The sequence below is a fragment of the [Rhizobium] kunmingense genome, from assembly GCF_977018605.1.
Map to the genome: position 1 here is coordinate 3323273 of NZ_CDRNXG010000001.1, position 19410 is coordinate 3342682.

14 protein-coding genes and 1 tRNA gene are annotated in these 19410 nt (G+C 61.8%); 6 read left to right on the forward strand and 9 right to left on the reverse strand.

Annotated features, from left to right (window positions below; translation table 11 throughout):
- Nucleotides 1–54 precede the first annotated feature (54 nt).
- From AC0JZ4_RS16090 to wrbA, 6 genes are all read right to left on the reverse strand, one after another.
- Nucleotides 55–3099: an EAL domain-containing protein gene (locus AC0JZ4_RS16090; RefSeq protein ID WP_471887348.1), complete on the reverse strand. Its 3045-nt coding sequence runs from the start codon at nt 3097–3099 to the stop codon at nt 55–57.
- A 95-nt stretch (nt 3100–3194) separates the two neighbouring features.
- On the reverse strand, nt 3195–3515 hold the full coding sequence (locus AC0JZ4_RS16095; protein WP_471887349.1) for an HlyU family transcriptional regulator: 321 nt from the start codon (nt 3513–3515) through the stop codon (nt 3195–3197).
- 67 nt (nt 3516–3582) lie between these two features.
- Nucleotides 3583–4833 (reverse strand): threonine ammonia-lyase, encoded by a 1251-nt coding sequence (ilvA, locus tag AC0JZ4_RS16100; protein ID WP_471887350.1) that lies wholly within the window; start codon nt 4831–4833, stop codon nt 3583–3585.
- Nucleotides 4834–4941: 108 nt separating this feature from the next.
- Entirely contained in the window at nt 4942–5841 is a 900-nt protein-coding gene (locus AC0JZ4_RS16105) for an alpha/beta hydrolase (protein ID WP_471887351.1), read from the reverse strand.
- Between the two features lie 78 nt (nt 5842–5919).
- Nucleotides 5920–6004, reverse strand: a tRNA-Leu gene (locus tag AC0JZ4_RS16110).
- A 148-nt stretch (nt 6005–6152) separates the two neighbouring features.
- Nucleotides 6153–6752 (reverse strand): NAD(P)H:quinone oxidoreductase type IV, encoded by a 600-nt coding sequence (gene wrbA / locus AC0JZ4_RS16115; RefSeq protein ID WP_471887352.1) that lies wholly within the window; start codon nt 6750–6752, stop codon nt 6153–6155.
- 293 nt (nt 6753–7045) lie between these two features.
- Between wrbA and AC0JZ4_RS16120 the strand changes: the two genes are divergently transcribed.
- Together AC0JZ4_RS16120 and AC0JZ4_RS16125 are read left to right on the forward strand one after the other, a co-directional pair.
- Nucleotides 7046–7831, forward strand: coding sequence for a competence/damage-inducible protein A (locus tag AC0JZ4_RS16120; protein WP_471887353.1), 786 nt, complete (start codon nt 7046–7048; stop codon nt 7829–7831).
- Between the two features lie 90 nt (nt 7832–7921).
- Nucleotides 7922–8761: a universal stress protein gene (locus AC0JZ4_RS16125; protein ID WP_471887354.1), complete on the forward strand. Its 840-nt coding sequence runs from the start codon at nt 7922–7924 to the stop codon at nt 8759–8761.
- Between the two features lie 4 nt (nt 8762–8765).
- Here AC0JZ4_RS16125 and AC0JZ4_RS16130 read toward each other — a convergent pair whose 3' ends face one another.
- Together AC0JZ4_RS16130 and AC0JZ4_RS16135 are read right to left on the reverse strand one after the other, a co-directional pair.
- Nucleotides 8766–9359, reverse strand: coding sequence for a sugar O-acetyltransferase (locus AC0JZ4_RS16130; RefSeq protein ID WP_471887355.1), 594 nt, complete (start codon nt 9357–9359; stop codon nt 8766–8768).
- A gap of 117 nt (nt 9360–9476) precedes the next feature.
- The gene (locus tag AC0JZ4_RS16135) at nt 9477–10379 is read right to left on the reverse strand and encodes a LysR family transcriptional regulator (RefSeq protein ID WP_471887356.1); all 903 of its coding nucleotides are present in this window, start codon (nt 10377–10379) and stop codon (nt 9477–9479) included.
- 88 nt (nt 10380–10467) lie between these two features.
- Between AC0JZ4_RS16135 and AC0JZ4_RS16140 the strand changes: the two genes are divergently transcribed.
- The 3 genes from AC0JZ4_RS16140 to AC0JZ4_RS16150 all read left to right on the forward strand — a co-directional run bounded on the left by AC0JZ4_RS16140 (nt 10468) and on the right by AC0JZ4_RS16150 (nt 16898).
- Nucleotides 10468–11781: an MFS transporter gene (locus AC0JZ4_RS16140; RefSeq protein ID WP_471887357.1), complete on the forward strand. Its 1314-nt coding sequence runs from the start codon at nt 10468–10470 to the stop codon at nt 11779–11781.
- Nucleotides 11782–11880: 99 nt separating this feature from the next.
- A complete protein-coding gene (gene gpt, locus AC0JZ4_RS16145; protein ID WP_471887358.1) occupies nt 11881–12378 on the forward strand; it encodes a xanthine phosphoribosyltransferase in 498 nt (165 codons plus the stop codon).
- A 692-nt stretch (nt 12379–13070) separates the two neighbouring features.
- A complete protein-coding gene (locus AC0JZ4_RS16150; RefSeq protein ID WP_471887359.1) occupies nt 13071–16898 on the forward strand; it encodes a vitamin B12-dependent ribonucleotide reductase in 3828 nt (1275 codons plus the stop codon).
- Nucleotides 16899–17168: 270 nt separating this feature from the next.
- Here AC0JZ4_RS16150 and AC0JZ4_RS16155 read toward each other — a convergent pair whose 3' ends face one another.
- Nucleotides 17169–17912 carry a GntR family transcriptional regulator gene (locus AC0JZ4_RS16155; RefSeq protein ID WP_471887360.1) on the reverse strand — a complete coding sequence of 248 codons (744 nt, stop codon included), beginning with the start codon at nt 17910–17912 and terminating at the stop codon, nt 17169–17171.
- A 73-nt stretch (nt 17913–17985) separates the two neighbouring features.
- On the opposite strand from AC0JZ4_RS16155, the gene pcaB reads away from it, so the two are divergent.
- A complete protein-coding gene (pcaB, locus tag AC0JZ4_RS16160) occupies nt 17986–19329 on the forward strand; it encodes a 3-carboxy-cis,cis-muconate cycloisomerase (RefSeq protein WP_471887361.1) in 1344 nt (447 codons plus the stop codon).
- The last annotated feature ends 81 nt before the right edge of the window (nt 19330–19410 follow it).

Genomic DNA, 19410 nt, shown 5'->3' on the forward strand with positions numbered 1-19410 from the left:
CAACACGAGAACGCCGATCATGACGGCTTCCCGTTAAGTTTCCTTCAAACCAGCTCACCGCTTATGCCGATAGACGCTGCGGCGCGCGCGCACGGACGTAGGATCCGATGCCGCCGGAGTGCCGATATCGGCAGCGCGCCTGTCGAGAAGCTTTTCCACGAGCACCGGATCGACCTTCGCCGCCACGCCTGCGACCGGCACCGGACGCCCGAGCAGATAGCCCTGAAGCTCGTGGCAACCCGCATCGCAGAGGAACCGCGCCTCCTCGATCGTCTCGACGCCTTCGGCCACCACTTTCATGCCGAGCCCGGTACCCAGCGCAATGATCGTCCTGACGATCATGCGGGCCGTATCGGTGGCGCCGATGTTGCTGACGAAACTGCGGTCGATCTTGATCGCATCGAAGGGATAGCGGCTCAGATAGCTCAACGACGAATAGCCGGTGCCGAAATCGTCGAGCGCGATCGATACGCCCATCGCCTTCAGTTCGTTGAGAACCTGCAAGGCACGCCGGTCGTCGTCGATCAGCACGCTTTCGGTGATTTCAAGCTCCAGCCGCCCGGGATCGGCACCGCTGCGGCGAATGAGATCGGCCAAGTTCGCGACGAAATCCCGCTGGCGGAACTGCAACGGGCTGACATTGACGCTGATATGGCCATCGACCGTATCGAGCAGTTTCAGAGCCTCGGCAAGAACCCATTCGCCGAGCGGGACGATCTTGCCCGACGCCTCGGCTACCGGAATGAAATCGGCGGGACTGACCATGCCGCGCTCGGGATGGTTCCAGCGCAGGAGTGCTTCATATCCGCCGATGACGACATCGGCAGCCGTGACGCGCGGCTGCAGATAGATTTCGAACTGCCCCTGCTGCAGCGCCGGCTCCAGATCGCTTTCCAGCGCCCGGCGCTTTTCCAGCAAGGCATTCATGCCCTTGCGGAACACCCGGCAGGCATTGCGGCCGGAATTCTTGGCATGGAATAGCGCCATGTCGGCGCAGCCGATCAGGGCATCGACTTCGGATGCATGCCGGCCATGAAGGGCGGCGCCGATACTGACCGTGACATTGACCTCTTCGCCCGGACGAATGGCAATCGGCGCGGCCATGGCCGACAGGATGCGACCACCGAATTCCTCAAGTTCCTCCGGCGTCGTCACCCGGCAGACGATGGCGGCGAATTCGTCGCCTCCGAGCCTCGCGACCATGTCACCCGGCCCGGCCACCGCCTGCAGTCTTGCTGCGATTTCACGGATGACGCTGTCTCCGGCCACATGGCCGTGGATATCGTTGATGTCCTTGAAACGATCGAGATCGATGATGAGCACGCCGCAGCTTGCGGATTCGTCACTCCTGGAAGCAATCTCGCCGAGGCTTTCGGTGAAGAGGACGCGGTTCGGCAGGCTGGTCAGCGGATCGTGCAGGGCGAGATGGCGGATGCGCTTTTCCGCCTCGCGCCGCTCGCGCAGGTCGACGAAGCAGCCGACACGCGCCTTCTCGCCGCGAAAGACGATATCGCGTCCGCGGCCCGCCACCGGCACCAGTTCGCCATCGGGCAATGCGATCGAGATCTCGTGCCGCGCATCGTCATTCAGCTTGACCATTTCGGAAATGGCGATCGTGTTGCCGTCGCGCAGGAAGTCGTAGATGGAGCGACCGACCAGATCTTCGAGCGGACGGCCGACAAGCTTCACCAGTTCGTCATTGCCATCCACGACGATGCCGTTGCGATGGATCATGATGGCCTCGAACGTGGCCTTGGCCAGCGCCGCGACACGCTCCCCCTCGTCGTAGGGACGCGCCCATTGCAGCCCGCCATCCTCATCGTCGAGCGCTTCGTCATACCCTGTATCGCGAAGGATCATGAGGTGGTCGAGCAACCGGAAGAAAAGATAGGCGCCACCGAATGCCCAGTAGAAATTGATGCCGACAGCAACCGCCTGCACCCGCAACTGATCCAGCCAGTCGCCGGCCGGCAGTATTCCGATCGACGAGACCAGCGGCAGGGCGAGTGCCCCGATGGACCCGGCAAGCGCATAGGCCCCGACCATGCCGGTCGGGTCGTCGAGCCTCAGCACGCGCCTCGCAAAAGCGTTGCCGATGGTCGAAACCCCGCCGCCGACAAGGCCGACAAGCATCGCATCGGATGCCGAAAACAGATGGACGCCGGACGTCACCGCCGCCAGACCGCCCAGCATGCCGGCAAAAAAGGCCTGCGGCAGACGGCTGCGGTCGAACTGCAGCTTGAAGAGATAGCCGGAACAGCCACCTGCCCCGGCGGCGAGCAGCGACATCATGACGACCGGCAGGGCGTCGACGCCGGCAAGCAGTGCCGCCCCGCCGTTCAGTCCGCTCCAGCCGACGACCAACGGAATGACACCGGCAGCCGAGACCAGTGACGGACGGGCCGCCAGCATGCCGGCGTCGGCAGCACGCCGGCCGCCCTTGCCGCGACCGATCACCATCAGCCCCGCAAGACCGATCCAGCCGGACGTCGCATAGATGGAAACCCCGCCACCCAGATCGACAAAGCCGAGGTTGGCGAGAAAGGCCGTCGCATTGGGAAAGACCGCACTGCCCTTTGCCCAATGCAGGAACAGCGCGTAGCCGACACCGGCCACACCCAGGCAGGTTATGACGAAAGCCTTCGCGGTCAGCCTGTGAGCCACGGCTGCCGCGACGATCGTCACGGCGAGGCCGCAATAGACGATCTGAAACAACGCGAAGGCCGTATGCGCGGGGGCGAGGTCGTCAATCAGGATATAGGCGGGGCCGGTGCCGAAGGGCAGACCGGCAGACCGGCCAAATGCCAGCGTCATGCCGAAAATGGCGAAGGTGACGACACCGAGGGTGAAGGCCAGAAGCCCCTTCTGCACCGTCTGGGCGGCATTCCTGCGGCGCATATAGCCGGAGGAGAGCAGAAGATAGCCGGCCTGCATGAGAACAACACAGCCGGCGGCGGCCAGAACCCATAGCGTATCGGCGTTGGCCAGCGACAGCTGCCCATCCAGCGGAGCAACCGCCGCATATGCAAATTCCGGCCCTAACCCTGCAAAGATCGAAAGCCACGAAAAAAATATGAAATAAAGCCTGCGAAATCGCATGACAGAACGCTGGAGTTGATAAACGTCCAGTCTGTCTAAGTCTCAGGTTTTAATATTAAGTGAGTAATATGACTATTACATCTCGCGAGGCAGGCTTACGCTGAACGGGATTTCTCGCCATCGGAAAACAGCGATGCACCATTCTGCTCGATGATCTGCTCGGCCTTGCGAATGGTGAAGGTCACGGCATCGTCCATAGACGAGAACATGTCGGCTCGAATGACATTGCGCACCAGCGTCTCACCGTCCACCACCTTCTCGATCCGGCCGGCAAGACGGTACTGACCGCCCTCTGCCATCGGGGCTGCAAAGATCAGGCAGTCGTTATAGGCAACGGGTTCAGCGCCCGGCGCGACCTTGGCCGGCTTGTCCTTGCCCGAGAAGGCGGAAAGAAGAGAAGAGAAAAACGATGCCATGGCCCTGCCTATCTTGATGTCCCCGGCGCAGGTTTCTGCCGCCGGGGCTTGAATGGGTCATCCTCTATCAGATGATGAGGTTCGCCAGAATATCGTTTTCAGTAATATCCTCGTATCCAAGGCCGGCATTTTCGAAGCGCTGGTAAAGGTCCGCGAAATTCTCCGGCGCCGTCGTTTCGATGCCTATCAGGATCGAGCCGAAATTGCGGGCAGACTTCTTCAGGTATTCGAAGCGGGCAATATCGTCGTCCGGGCCAAGCAGGTTGAGGAAGTCGCGCAATGCGCCCGGACGCTGCGGCAGACGCAGGATGAAGTATTTCTTCAGGCCCGCGTAGCGCATCGCCCGTTCCTTGACGTCGGGCAGTCGCTCGAAATCGAAATTGCCGCCGGAGACGACGCAGACGATGGTCTTGCCGGCAATCCGTTCCGGCGGCAGAAGCGACAGCGCGGTGATCGACAGGCCGCCGGCCGGTTCCAGCACGACGCCCTCGACATTCAGCATGTCGGTCATCGTCACGCAGATCGCGTTTTCCGGCACCAGCATCACCTGATCGGCGGAGAACTGCTTCAGCGCATCGAAATTCATCGTGCCGATCCGTGCCACCGCGGCACCGTCGACGAAATTGTCGACCTTCGGCAGCGTCACCGGTTCGCCGGCTTCGAGGCTCGTCTTCAGGCTCGGCGCGCCGGTCGGCTCGGTGAAGATGAAACCGTTCTTGCCGACAGCGTCCATCAGATAACCGGTCACGCCCGAGGCGAGACCACCGCCGCCGACAGGCAGGATGACGAGATCGAGCGTGACGCCCTCAGGCAACTGGGTCTCGATTTCGGCGGCAACCGTTGCCTGGCCCTCGATGATGTCGAGCGCGTCGAAAGGCGGCACCATCATCGCACCCGTCTCCTCGACATAGGCGCGGGCGGCGGCATAGCACTGGTCGAAGATATCGCCGATCAGCTTGATGGTGATGAATTCGCCGCCGAACGTGCGGGTCTTGTCGATCTTCTGCTGCGGCGTGGTGACCGGCATGAAGACGACGCCCGGCACTTCGAAATGACGGCAGACGAAGGCGAAGCCCTGGGCGTGATTGCCGGCGGAAGCGCAAACGAAGGTCTTATCGCCGGCACCATTGGCAATCGCCTTGCGCATGAAGTTGAAGGCGCCCCTGATCTTGTAGGAACGAACCGGCGAGAGATCCTCGCGCTTCAGCCAGATATCCGCACCGAAGCGGCGGCTCAAATGCTCGTTCAGCTGCAGCGGCGTCTCCGGAAAGATCGTCCGCATTGCGGCTCTGGCGTCTTCAACACCCGTCTTGTTCACGTCTCATTCCACCCTATAGATCTTGGTTTTCTCCGCTATGCCACAGCGAGGCCGCGGGCACCAAGGCCGATTTGCACGCTATCGGTTCGGTGCGCTCGCGGGGGATCGTCAGTTCTGGAAGACGCCGCCGATGAAACGGGTCGCCTCCGGCAGGCCGGAGCGCCAATAGGCCCAGTCGTGTCCGCCTTCACGCGCCATGAAGCGATGCGGGATTTCAAGCTTCTGCAGCTTCAATGTCAACTCCGCATTGCCGACGAAGAAATCGTCGGACGAGCCGCAGTCGATATAGATCGCGGTCTCCTTGATCGCCGAAGGCGACGTCTTGTCGACGAGGTCGAGCACGCTGTTCTTGTAATAGGGTTCATTCAGACGGTCGCGCCCCGTCAGACCAGGCCCCCACGCCTTGCCATAACGGCGATCATAACCGGCCTGATCCATCTCGACGATCTGCTGGTCGGTGCGGAAGGCGGCGCTCAATGCTGCGGCACCGGCGAACATGTCGGGATATTTCAACGAATAGGCAATCGCCGCATAGCCTCCCATGGACAGCCCGATGACGCCGCGCGATTTCTTGCCGGGAATGACCGGCAGGCTCTTTTCGACATGCGGAATGAATTCCTTGACGAACATATCCTGCCACAGATAGCCGCCATCGGCGTCGTTCATATAATAGGTGTTGAACTTGTCGGTCTCGTCGCGACGGCCTTCCGGCGTCACTGCGATGAAGGGCGGCACGTCGCCGCTTTCGATCAGCGCGTCGAAAACCTTGTCGGCATTGCCATGGCGATACCAGTCCTGGTTCTTGCCGCCCCCGCCGCCATGCATCAGATAGACGACCGGATAGCGCCGCTCGTCACTGCCGAAGCCGGGCGGCAGGTACAGTGTGTATTCGACATTCTTCCTGAGGATCTCGCTGGACATGAACTGCCCTTCCCGCACCGTCCCATCCGCATGTGCCGCAGCCGCCCCGCCAAGGACAGCAAGAAAGACCAGCATTCTCATCAACATGGAACGTCCTCCGATTTCCCATGCGGAGATAGGAGCGAGAGGCACAAGGTCAATTACGGGAAACACGTTTGCCATGGTTGGTGCGGACGACGGGGGTCGAACCCGTAAGACCGAGGTCGGCAGATTTTAAGTCTGCTGCGTCTACCAATTTCGCCACGTCCGCATCGGATGTCCTGTTTCGTGAAGTTCGGCCCCGCCGTCAAGCGAGGAAATCGCCCTTCGCGTCTGATCGGTCCTCAATGCTCCATCCCTGACACGGAAAAGGCGCGGCAGATGCTGCCACGCCTCGCATTTCTCAAGATTTTGAAAGATCAGGCCGAAAGCTTGGCCGCGATCTTGGCGACATGGGCGCCCTGGAACCTTGCGGCTTCCAGCTCGATTTCGGACGGCTGGCGGGAGCCGTCGCCGTCGGCGATGGTCGAGGCGCCGTAGGGCGAGCCGCCCTTGACGGCCTCGACGCCCATTTGCCCCTGGAAGGCGTAAGGCAGGCCGACGACGGCCATGCCGTGGTGGAGAAGCGTCGGGATGAAGCCGAGGATGGTCGATTCCTGGCCGCCATGCTGGGTGGCCGACGAGGTGAAGACCGAACCGACCTTGCCGACCAGCTTGCCGTTGAACCACAGGCCGCCGGTCTGATCCCAGAAATTGCGCATCTGCGAGGCCACCGTGCCGAAACGGGTGCCGGCGCCGACGATGATCGCATCATACTGGTCGAGTTCGTCCGGCGTTGCGATCGGAGCTTCCTGATCGAGCTTGAAATGCGAGGACTTGGCGACCTCTTCCGGCACCAGCTCGGGAACGCGCTTGACCGTCACCTCGGCGCCGGTCGACTTGGCGCCCTCGGCCACCGCATAAGCCATCTTCTCGATATGGCCATAGGCGGAATAATAGAGAACCAGAACTTTCGTCATTTTCTTCGTTTCCTTTACCGGTGTGGAAGCCAATGCGGCACCCGTATCAGGTGCGCCGCCAAGCAGCTTTTTCAAGAACTCAAGGATCATCGTCATGCCTTTTAAAAAGCGTGTGACGAATAGCTAGCGGAGCCGGCGCGATGTCGCCAGACGGCAGGTTTGCGACGCAGTGTCCACCAATCGCGAACGATGAATTGATCTTGTTCAATTTCATCGGCGGGACAACGCGCCCTCTGCCTTGCAATCCGCGGCGGGCGGAATAACGTCCGTCTTCACCAGAAAGCGAGCCCGCCATGCAAGACCAGTCCGCCTCTCCCATCATCGTTACCGCCGCCATGCTCGCCATCGGCGACGAGCTTTTGTCGGGCCGGACGAAAGACAAGAATATCGGCCACCTCGCCGACATGCTGACGCTTTCGGCGATCGATCTGAAGGAGGTGCGGATCGTCGCCGACGAGGAAGATGCGATCGTCGAGGCGCTCAATGCGCTGCGCGGCCGCTACGACTACGTCTTTACCTCCGGCGGCATCGGCCCCACCCATGACGACATCACCGCCGATGCCGTGTCGAAAGCCTTCGGCGTGCCCTGCATCTACGACGAGCCGGCGATGACGCTTTTGGCCGACATGTACAGGCGGCGCGAGATGGAATTCACCCCTGCCCGCCAGCGGATGGCCCGCATGCCGCAGGGCGCAACGCATATTGCCAATCCGGTCTCCACCGCACCGGGGTTTGCCATCGGCAATGTCCATGTCATGGCCGGCGTGCCGCAGGTGTTCCAGGCGATGGTCGACAATGTCTTGCCGACGCTGCGCACGGGCGCGAAAATGCTGTCACGCGGCATAGAATGCCCGTTCGGCGAAGGCGATATCGGCCTCGTTCTCGCCGATATCCAGAAGGCGCATCCCGACACCAGCATCGGCTCCTATCCGCGTTTCGACGGGAAGAAATTCTCCACCGAAATCGTCGTGCGCGCCCGCGAGCAGGCGCCGCTCGACGCAGCCGCCGAGGCCGTCTCGGGCATGATCGCCACTCTTTCCGCCGCCGCCATGAAGGCCAATCCGACAGCCGACGCCTGAGACCCGGCCCACCGCCCGTTGACGCCGCCGCGGACGGCACCAAATTATTGGAACAAGGCCTGAAACAGGCCGGTCAATAAGGAGATGCCGATGTCCTACAAAACTGTTCTTGCCGTTCTCGACACCCAGCGCAATGCGGCGCAGATCAGCGATTTTGCCACCGCGATCGCCGAACAGTTTTCCGCTCATCTGGTCGGCATCCATACCGAGACGCTCGCCGCCGTGCCGCTGATCGCGCCGATGGAAATCCCGGACCCGACCGCAATCGAGATCCTGCAGGAAAGCGCGCGGAAGGAGACGGCGGCGATCGCCGACATTTTCAGGCAGCACACGGCGCGCGAGGGCCTGTCGGCGGAATGGCGCAGTTTCCTGTTCGCCTCCGGCTATGCCTCGTCGTCGGTCTTGGAAACGGCGCGCACGGCCGATCTGATCATCGCAAGCCAGACCGATCCGTCGCAGATCGATCATCGCGCCGATCTCGAAACCTTCCTGTTCGAAAGCGGCCGGCCGATGCTGCTCATTCCCTACACGATGAAACAGCCGAAACCGATCGAGCGCGTGCTCGTCGCCTGGAACGGCTCGCGCGAGGCGACCCGCGCCACATTCGACGCCCTGCCCTTTCTCAAGCGGGCGGCGTCGGTGGAAATCCTCGTCGTCGACCCACCCGAACGCGGCGACCGTGCGCCGGAACTGGCAGGAACAGAACTTGCCGCAACGCTTGCCCGTCACGGCGTCACCGTGACGGTGACGACGCAGGACAGCGGGGGCGCTTCGGCGGCAGCGGCCATCGAGAACCGGCTGTCTGACCAGAGCATCGACCTGCTGGTAATGGGTGGCTACGGCCATTCGCGCTGGTGGGAAATGTTCTTCGGCGGCGTCACCCGCAGCCTGCTCGATTCGATGACGGCGCTGACGCTCCTGTCGCGCTGATCCTTCAGCGCTTGCCGAATGTCTCGCGCACGGCATCGGCCTGCGTGATTTCGCGGATTACCCGCGCTGGATTGCCGGCGGCGACCACGTTGGCGGGAATATCCTTCGTCACCACGGCGCCGCCGCCGATAACCGCGCCGGCGCCGATCGTCACACCCGGCATGATCGACGCGCCGCCGCCGATCCAGACATTGTCGCCGATGGTGATCGGCAGCGCATATTCCAGCCCCGCATTGCGACGCTTGGCATCGAGCGGATGGCCGGCGGTGTAGATGCCGACATTCGGCGCAATGAAGACATTGTTGCCGATCGTCACCTTGGCGCCGTCGAGAATGACGAGGTTGACGTTGGCATAGAAATCGTCGCCGATCTCGATGTTGAAACCGTAGTCGCAATGCAGCGCGCCATCGAAGACGAAACGCTCGCCGATATGGCCGATCAGGTTGCGGATGATGCGGTTGCGCTCGTCGCCGTCATCGGGACCAAGGCCGTTCAGCCGGTGCAGCAAGCGTTTGGCCGCCTTTCGCTGCTCCAGCACCTTGGCATCGTAATTCGCGTCATAGAGCATGCCGCGGGCGGCCTTTTCGAGTTCGTCCATCATATCACCTCAGCTATCGAATGGATCACCCGACTGGCAGAGGATTGCGGCCAGATCTGGCCGCCATGGAAAAAGCCCGCCATTGCTGATTCCGATCAGGGGGTTGAAACGATTGCCTCATCCACTTTCACCGTCCCTCACACGGCGCGCCACAGCACAGAAATTCCGGACGACAGGCGATGTCGTGCCGCGCCGATAAGCGAGCGCGATCGCCACATGCTCGGATGCGCCGGCCAGTTCGCGGAAGACCGTGCCCTGCAGATTGACCTTGGCGATCGAACGGGGAACCAGCGACACGCCAAGGTCGGCCGCCACCAGCGACAGGATCGAGGCGATATGGGGTGCTGCGGGACCGTTCCTCGGCGTGAACCCCGCCTTGGCGCAGGCCCTGACGATCGCGTCGTGCAGGCTGATGCCGACACTGCGCGGGGTGAAGATGAAGGGATCGTCGCGCAGCTGCGCCAGCTCTATCGCCCCACCCCGCCGTGCCAGCGGATGCGAGGCCGGCAGCGCCGCCAGAAGCGGCTCCTCTGCCAGCATCTCCTCGCTCAGTCCTTCCGGGTCCGTTTCAGAAGGGCGCAGGATGGCGACATCGAGGCGATCGGCCATCAGCCCCTCGGTCAGTGCCACGGAGTTTTCTTCCGTCACCTTGATCTCGACCTCGGGAAAGGCCTGGCCGAAGCTGCGGATGCAGGTCGGTACGATCGGGTTGAGCGCCGCCGTCCCGGTAAAGCCGATACGCACAACACCGCTTTCGCCCGCCGCCGCCCGTCGCGCCAGCCGCACCGCCTCGCCGATCTGCTGCGGAATGGTGGCGACGGCCGACAGAAACGCCTCGCCGGCCGGCGTCAGCTCGACGCCGTGCGACAGACGGCGGAAAAGCTGCGTTCCAATGTCGCGCTCCAGAACCTTGATCTGCTGACTCAATGGCGGCTGGGCGATGCCCAGCTGCTCGGCAGCCCTTGTAAAGCTGCCCTCCTCGGCGATCGCCAGAAAATAGCGGACGTGCCTCAGCTCCATGATATTAGATCCATATATGGAAGATCATTGATCCATATATTATCACTGAAATGACGACGCGGCTATATGAACGGCGAAAGGAAATTCCATGTCGCCCTCCCAGCCGTTGCAGTCGCCTCGCCCCTCCTTCGAAGATACAACCATTTCCAATCAGCCGGATGCCGCGCAGTCCGTATCTGCGCCGGCGGAAGCACCGCGCTGGATCGTCGGCGGCAGCGACGAATTTCGACGTGCCAGTATCGCCCTTTTCCTTGCCGGCTTTGCCAGTTTTTCGCTGATCTATTGCGTCCAGCCGCTGCTGCCGGAATTTCCCGCCGAGTTCGGCGTCAATGCCGCAACCGCATCGTTGGCACTGTCGCTGACCACAGGGGCGCTCGCCTTCGCCATCCTCTTGTCAGGCGCCTTTGCCCAGATCGTCAGCCGCAAGAGCCTGATGTTCACCTCGATGATCCTGGCCGCCCTCTTCAACATGATTGCGGCTGCCGCCGGCGGCTGGGGCTTTCTGCTGGCCGCCCGTGCCGCCGAAGGCTTCGTTTTGGGCGGCGTGCCGGCGGTCGCCATGGCCTACCTTGCCGAAGAGATCGAACCCAAAAGCCTTGGCAGGGCGATGGGGCTCTATGTCGGCGGTACCGCTTTCGGGGCGATGATCGGCCGTGTCGGCATGGGCCTCGTCTCGGCCTTCACCTCCTGGCATGTCGCCATGTATGCGCTCGGCACGGCCTGCGTCATCGCGGCGATCGGCTTCTTCCTGCTTTTGCCGCCGTCGCGCAATTTCCAGCCGAAATCCATGCCGCTCGGCCGCCATCTTCAGCTCTGGCGCCAGCATCTGAAGAACCCGGTGCTGCTGCGGCTCTATTTCATCGGCTTCATGCTGACGAGCGTGTTCACCACCGTCTTCAACTATTCCGCCTTCCGGCTGTCTGCCCCGCCCTATGATCTCGGCCGCACCGCCGTCAGCATGATTTTTCTGACCTTCGCGCTCGGCATCGTCGCCTCCTCCTATGGCGGTGCGCTGGTCGACAGGCTCGGGCGTCGCCGCACGCTGTTTGTCGCCTTCTCGATCATTCTGGCCGGCGTGCTGTTGACCCTGCCTGCCAGCATCGTCTCCATGGCCGTCGGTATCTCGCTGATCACGATCGGCTTCTTCATCGGCCACGCGGGCGCCAGCAGCGGCGTCGGCGCCAGTTCCGGTTCGGCCAAGAGCCACGCATCGGCCCTCTACCTGCTGTTCTATTATATTGGCGCCAGCTTTACCGGCTGGATCGGCGGATGGTTCTGGCTCAATGGCGGCTGGATAGCCGTTGCCACCCTCACCGGCCTCTGCGCCACCGCCGGCATTCTCGTCAGCCTGTCCTTCGACAGGCCGCTGACGACCGCCGCCAACCGCAACGGCGTCCTCTGATACAACGATAAGGCGAACGGTGCGATCCGCTTGCCTTCCGCCCCTGCTTGCCGCTATTAGCGAGAGCCAACGAAACTCTCCATTCTGGCGGCAAGATCCATGTCTCTTCCTGAAAAAGCCTTCCCCGTTTCCTGGGACCAGTTCCACCGCGATACCCGTGCACTGTCCTGGCGCCTGTCGGGCCTCAACCAGGAATTCAAGGCGATCGTCTGCATCACCCGCGGCGGCCTTGTTCCGGCAGCGATCATCTCGCGCGAACTCAACATCCGCCTCATCGACACGGTCTGCATCGCCACCCGCCACGACTATGTCGATCAGGGCGACACGGTGCTGCTCAAGGGGATCGCCCCGGAACTGATGGAAAACGGCGGCGAAGGCATTCTCGTCGTCGACGATCTCACCGATACCGGCAAGACGGCACTCGAAGTGCGCCAGATGCTGCCCAAGGCGCATTTCGCCTGCGTCTACGCAAAACCGTCCGGCGTGCCGACCATCGACACTTTCGTCACCGAAGTCTCGCAGGACACCTGGATCTATTTTCCCTGGGACATGGGCTTCACCTACCAGGAGCCGATCGCCAAGGGCCATCGCGGCTAAGCCGCAGCACCGCCCGGCCATTTCGCTGTCAAGTGCAGACCCGTCATCCACAGGATGGCGGGTTTTTCTATATTTGGCGGGCGCTGTTACCCATATGTATCAATATGGTATCCGCATCCGCTAAAATGCCCTGTAACGGAGGCGTTTGCGGCCCCCGCTTTGCCCAGATCGCGCCACAATCGAAATTCGCAAGCCTTGCACAAGTTTCAGCATTGACCGCCAAGCGATTGAGAATCCACGCTGTTTTTTATTCCCCGTTATCCACAGCCCTGACCCACAATATCTTGTGGTTTAAAAACTACTGCAAACTACGGCTTGACCGAATCGCACCCGATCAGCCATGAATAAACCATGTTGCGGCGGCGACTGGACCGGGAGTAACGAGGCCGGTTCTTTTTACGAGTTTTACGGAAACATTAAAGCGCAGGGCGTGTTTTGATACACCGCCGGGCGACGGGTTTTCGCGTGCTTGCAAAATGTTGCCGAAACCGCATTCACGATTGGTGGCAAGACTGGTGGAAAGACTGCATTAACCCTATATTTAGTGTTGGCAGCCATCATCAGCCACAATATACAGATACACATCCAAGATGAATCACCTGGATGGAATTTCAGCAGGCTGCCCATGATGGCGAGCGGCCGCATCGGACACGTGCGCCTTTTGAGGCGCGAAGGATGAGGGACCAAAGGCAATGCGCATCGAACGTCGTTTCACCAAGCCTGAGACAGGCGCTTACGGAACCATCGAGTTCCGCAAGGCGACCAGCGAGATCCGCAACCCCGACGGTTCCATCGTGTTCCGCCTCGCCGATATCGACGTGCCGTCGCAGTTCTCTCAGGTCGCGACCGACGTTCTGGCGCAGAAGTATTTCCGCAAGGCCGGCGTTCCGAAGATCCTGAAGCGCGTCGAGGAAAACGACGTTCCGTCCTTCCTGTGGCGCTCGGTCGCCGACGAGAAGGCAATGAAGGATATTCCGGAAGGCGAGCGCTACGGTTCTGAAACCGATGCGCGCCAGGTCTTCACCCGCCTTGCCGGCACCTGGACCTACTGGGGCTGGAAGGGCGGCTATTTCACGTCGGAAGACGACGCGGCCGCCTTCATGGACGAGCTGGCCCACATGCTCGCCACCCAGCGCGTTGCCCCGAATTCCCCCCAGTGGTTCAACACGGGCCTGCATTGGGCCTATGGCATCGACGGTCCCGGACAGGGCCATTTCTACGTCGACCCCTTCACCGGCAAGCTGACCAAGTCCAAGTCGTCCTATGAGCATCCGCAGCCGCATGCCTGCTTCATCCAGTCCGTCGGCGACGATCTGGTCAACGAAGGCGGCATCATGGACCTGTGGGTTCGCGAAGCGCGCCTGTTCAAATACGGCTCCGGCACCGGCTCCAACTTCTCCCACCTGCGCGGTGAAGGCGAGCGCCTGTCCGGCGGCGGCCGTTCTTCCGGCCTGATGTCCTTCCTCAAGATCGGCGACCGTGCAGCGGGTGCCATCAAGTCGGGCGGCACGACCCGCCGCGCGGCCAAGATGGTCGTCGTCGATATCGATCACCCGGATATCGAGGAATACATCAACTGGAAGGTCAAGGAAGAGCAGAAGGTTGCTGCCCTCGTCACCGGTTCGAAGATCGTCGCCAAGCACCTGAAGGCGATCATGAAAGCCTGCGTCAACTGCGAGGCTGACGGCGACGATTGCTACGATCCGCTGAAGAACCCGGCCCTGAAGCGCGAAATCAAGGCTGCCAAGAAGGACCTGGTTCCCGAAAACTACGTCAAGCGCGTCATCCAGTTCGCCCAGCAGGGCTACAAGGACCTGCAGTTCAAGACCTATGACACGGACTGGGATTCGGAAGCCTACCTCACGGTTTCGGGCCAGAACTCCAACAACTCCGTCTCGCTGAAGGACGACTTCCTCAAGGCCGTCGAGAACGATGGCGAGTGGAACCTGACCGCCCGCAAGGACGGCAAGGTTATGAAGACCCTTAAGGCCAAGGATCTGTGGGAACAGATTTCCTATGCCGCGTGGGCATCCGCCGATCCGGGCATCCACTTCAACACGACGATGAACGACTGGCACACTTCGCCGGCCGGTGGCCCGATCCGCGGCTCCAACCCGTGCTCGGAATACATGTTCCTCGACGACACGGCCTGCAACCTCGCTTCGCTCAACCTTCTCCAGTTCAAGGACAAGGCAACGAAGAACATCGCGATCGCAGATTACGAACACGCCGTTCGCCTGTGGACCGTCGTTCTCGAAGTGTCGGTGATGATGGCGCAGTTCCCGTCGAAGGAAATTGCCGAACTCTCCTACCAGTACCGCACGCTCGGCCTCGGCTATGCAAACATCGGCGGCTTCCTGATGTCCTCGGGCATTCCGTACGACTCGAAGGAAGGCCGTGCGATCGCCGGTTCGCTGACCGCGATCATGACCGGTATTTCCTATGCCACGTCTGCCGAGATGGCCGGCGAGCTCGGTCCGTTCCCGAATTTCGCGCCGAACCGCGAAAGCATGCTGCGCGTCATCCGCAACCATCGCCGTGCAGCCTACGGTGAGACCAGCGGCTACGAACAGCTCTCCGTTGACCCGGTTCCGCTCTATCATTCGGAAAATCCGGACCAGACGCTTTCCGCCCATGCGAAGGCCGCCTGGGACAAGGCGCTGGAACTCGGCGAGAAGCACGGCTACCGCAACGCCCAGACGACCGTTATCGCGCCGACCGGCACGATCGGCCTCGTGATGGATTGCGACACGACCGGCATCGAGCCCGATTTCGCGCTGGTGAAGTTCAAGAAGCTTGCCGGTGGCGGCTACTTCAAGATCATCAACGGCGCCGTTCCTGAAGCGCTGCGGACGCTCGGCTATACCGAAAGCCAGATCGCCGAGATCGAGGCCTATGCCATCGGCCACGGCAATCTCAACCAGGCTCCGGGCGTCAACCCCGGTTCGCTGAAGGCCAAGGGCTTTTCCGACGAGAAGATCGCTGCCATCAACGGCGCCACCAAGGCCGCCTTCGACATCAAGTTCGTCTTCAACCAGTGGACGCTCGGCACCGACTTCCTCAAAGAGACCCTCAAGGTCACCGACGAGCAGCTCGCCGACATGAGCTTCAACCTGCTCGAGCATATCGGCTTCTCGAAGAAGGACATCGAAGCCGCCAATATCCATGTCTGCGGTGCGATGACGCTGGAAGGCGCGCCCTTCCTCAAGGACGAGCATCTCGCCGTCTTCGATTGCGCCAATCCCTGCGGCAAGATCGGCAAGCGCTACCTCTCGGTCGAAAGCCATATCCGCATGATGGCGGCTGCCCAGCCGTTCATCTCGGGCGCGATCTCCAAGACGATCAACATGCCGAACGAGGCGACCGTCGAGGATTGCGGCGCAGCCTACATGCTGTCCTGGAAGCTGGCTCTCAAGGCCAACGCCCTCTATCGCGACGGTTCCAAGCTGAGCCAGCCGCTCAATGCCTCGCTCATCGACGAGGACGATGCGGACGACGCGATCGAGGAGCTGGTACAGGCTCCGACCGCCGCCCAGGCCGTGCAGATCACCGAGAAGATCGTCGAACGCATCATCGAGCGCGTTACCCGCGAACGCGAAAAGCTGCCGAACCGTCGTCAGGGCTATACCCAGAAGGCGAATGTCGGCGGACACAAGGTCTATCTGCGCACCGGCGAATTCGGCGATGGCCGCATCGGCGAAATCTTCATCGACATGCACAAGGAAGGCGCCGCCTTCCGTGCGATGATGAACAATTTCGCCATCGCCATCTCGCTGGGTCTCCAGTACGGCGTGCCGCTGGAAGAATATGTGGAGGCCTTCACCTTCACCAAGTTCGAGCCGGCCGGCATCGTGACGGGCAATGACGCGATCAAGAACGCCACGTCGATCCTCGACTACGTGTTCCGCGAACTCGCCGTCTCCTATCTCGGCCGTCATGACCTTGCGCATGTCGATACGTCGGACTTCTCCAACACGGCACTCGGCAAGGGCATCCAGGAAGGCAAGACCAACCTGGTGTCGACCGGCTGGACACGCGGCTACAAGCCGACGCTCGTGTCGAGCACCGGCACGGATCGTACCGCATCCGGCGAGCCGAAGGGTGCAGCGACAGCAGCCCCTGCCCGCGCCTCGGCCAATGTCACGTCGATCGGCGGAACCTCGTTTGCCGGCTCCGCCGCCCGCAAGCTGGAACCGACAGTTGCCATTTCGACATCGGAAGTCGTCTCCTTCAAGCGTGACTACGAAGAACGCGCCAAGGAACTGGCCGAAGAGATCGCCGAGGAAGTGGTCGCCGACGAAAGCCAGCAGGCCGCCACCGCCCTCTTCTCCGACAAGGCCGCAGCCGACGCCGCTGCCGCCAAGACGGAAGCCAAGAAGGTGGAGGCAGACCGCCGCATGAAGTCGATCATGCAGGGCTACACAGGCAACATGTGCACCGAGTGCCAGAACTTCACGATGGTGCGTAACGGCACCTGCGAGAAGTGCGACACATGCGGCGCGACAAGCGGCTGCAGCTGACACCCAGGATCGCCACAGCGACGCCCCCCACGGAAGAATGAGAACGTGGGGGGCGCCATCGCAAGAAATTGCGCAAGCTGACGAAAAGAGCATCAGCGCAACTGCGGCGACCGCTCCGTCATCGGTGTAAATTATTATTTTCCAGGCAGTTACTTGCCTGGAAAATGCCAAAACGAACAAACCATAAACAAACTTCGAAGTCTGGCCCGAGACGTAATTCGCCGGTCAGCGCCGCTCCCTGCCGGACCTTTAGCAGCCGTCTTTCTCCAGTTACGGAGCCTCGACCCGGCGAAGGCGTGACGTATACTGGAAACGATCGGCCGGGTGCGTGCTGAGGGTCACTTCCACCATGTCGTTGCCCGAGAAGAAGTAACGCCGCCGGATCTCCAGAGCCGGCATGCCGGCCGCCGCATCGAGCCGTTCCGCCGTGGCAGCCCCGATCTCGGCTGCACTCAGCGTCTGCTCGATCTCGACCACCCGGCGGCCCGAGACTTCCTCGATGATCTGCGAGTAGGCACCGGGATATCCCTCCACCCGTTCGCGCAAGGGCTCCGCATATCGCGCGTCGATGTAGACTTCGGTGAGACAGATCGGCGGCTTCGACTGGTCGGTCGGGTCGCGCCTGACATGGGTGACCCGAAGCCAGCTGCTTCCCGCCCGCACACCCAGTTTCGCAGCCAGCGTCTTGTCGACGACGACGTCCGAAATATCGAGAATCGTCCGGCGCGTCTGCGCCGCATACTGAACCAGAGCGTCGATCGTCTCCAGCGTCTGGGCATATCCACCATGGCTTCCCACCGGACGAATGGAGTCCACCCGCGTGCCTGACGAAGGGCGTCGGCTGATCATTCCAAGTTGCTGCAATTCGGACAATGCGGCTCGCACCGTCGAACGGCTGACACCCAGTTCCTCGGCCAGTACGGGCTCGCTCGGAAGGCTTGATCCGAGGGGGTAATCGCCCGCGGCGATCCGCGCCGTCAGTGTCTGGGCAACCTCCTCGTAACGCTTCGCCATGAATGCTCCTGCAATGAATGTTGACATTGTTCGTACAAAGTGATTTGTTCGAACAAAAGGGAGGAATGCTTATATGTCTAGCACTGTATTCGATTCAATGCTGTTCCGGGATATGTTCGGAACGGAAGCCATGCGCAATGTTTTTTCCGACACCGCGCTCGTCGGCCGCTATCTCGAGGTCGAAGCGGCTCTCGCCCGCGCGCAGGCCAATCTCGGAACCATTCCCAAGGACGCCGGAGCGAGGATCGACGCGGCATCGCGCGACATCGAGATCGACTACGATCGCCTGCGCCGTGAAACTGAAATCGTCGGCTACCCGATCCTTCCGCTCGTCCATCAACTGTCGGAAGCGGCGGGCGAGGCAGGCGGCTACGTGCACTGGGGCGCGACCACCCAGGACATCATGGACACGGCGAACATCCTGCAGATCCGTGCTGCGCTTGATCTGGTCGACGCCGATATCGAAGCCCTGCGCGGCATTCTCGCGGCCCTTGCCAAAAAGTACCGCGACACGCCGATGGCCGGTCGCACGCATCTCCAGCAGGCCCTGCCCGTGACCTTCGGCTACAAGGTCGCCGTCTGGCTGGCGCCTCTCGACCGGCATGCCGAGCGCCTCCAGCAGCTTCGCGGCCGGGTGCTCTTCGGCGAATTCGCCGGCGCGGCCGGAACCCTCGCATCGATCGGTCAAGGCGGCCTCGAAATGCAGGCGGAGTTCTGCAAGGAACTCGACCTTGCCCAGCCGCCCGCCACCTGGCATGTCGCCCGCGACGGGATCGCCGAGGTCGTGACCTTCCTCGGACTGGTCACCGGCTCGCTGGCGAAGATCGCGACCGACGTCATGCTGATGATGTCGACGGAATTCGGCGAAGTGTCGGAGCCTTTCATTCCGGGCCGCGGCGCATCCTCGACCATGCCGCAGAAGCGCAATCCCATCTCGAGCGAACTGATCCTGGCGGCGGCCAAATCCGTCCGCCAGCAGGTGGCGACGATGCTCGACGGAATGATCCACGACTTCGAACGTGCCACGGGACCCTGGCACCTGGAATGGATCGCCGTGCCAGAGAGCTTCATCCTGACGGCATCCGCCCTGTCGAATGCCCGCTACATGCTGGACGGCCTGGTCGTGCACGAGGCCCGCATGCGCGAAAATCTCGACCTGACCAAGGGCCTGATCGTCGCCGAGGCGGTGATGATGGCTGCGGCGCCCAAGCTCGGTCGCCAGCACGCCCATGACGTCGTCTATGACGCTTGCCGCAAGGCGATCGAGGGCGGCGGCATGCTTGCCGATCTGCTCAAGCAGAACCAGGAAGTGGTCGATGCACTGGGCGGGCCGCAGGCCATCGACCGTGCATGCGATCCCGCCAACTATCTCGGCCTGAGCGGCGAGATGGTCGACCGCGCCCTCGCAGGGCGCTGATCGCCCGGAGCGGCGGCTTTTGCTGTTCGCTGAACGCATCAACCACTAATATACATATTGCGCATGCCGGGAGGGTATTGC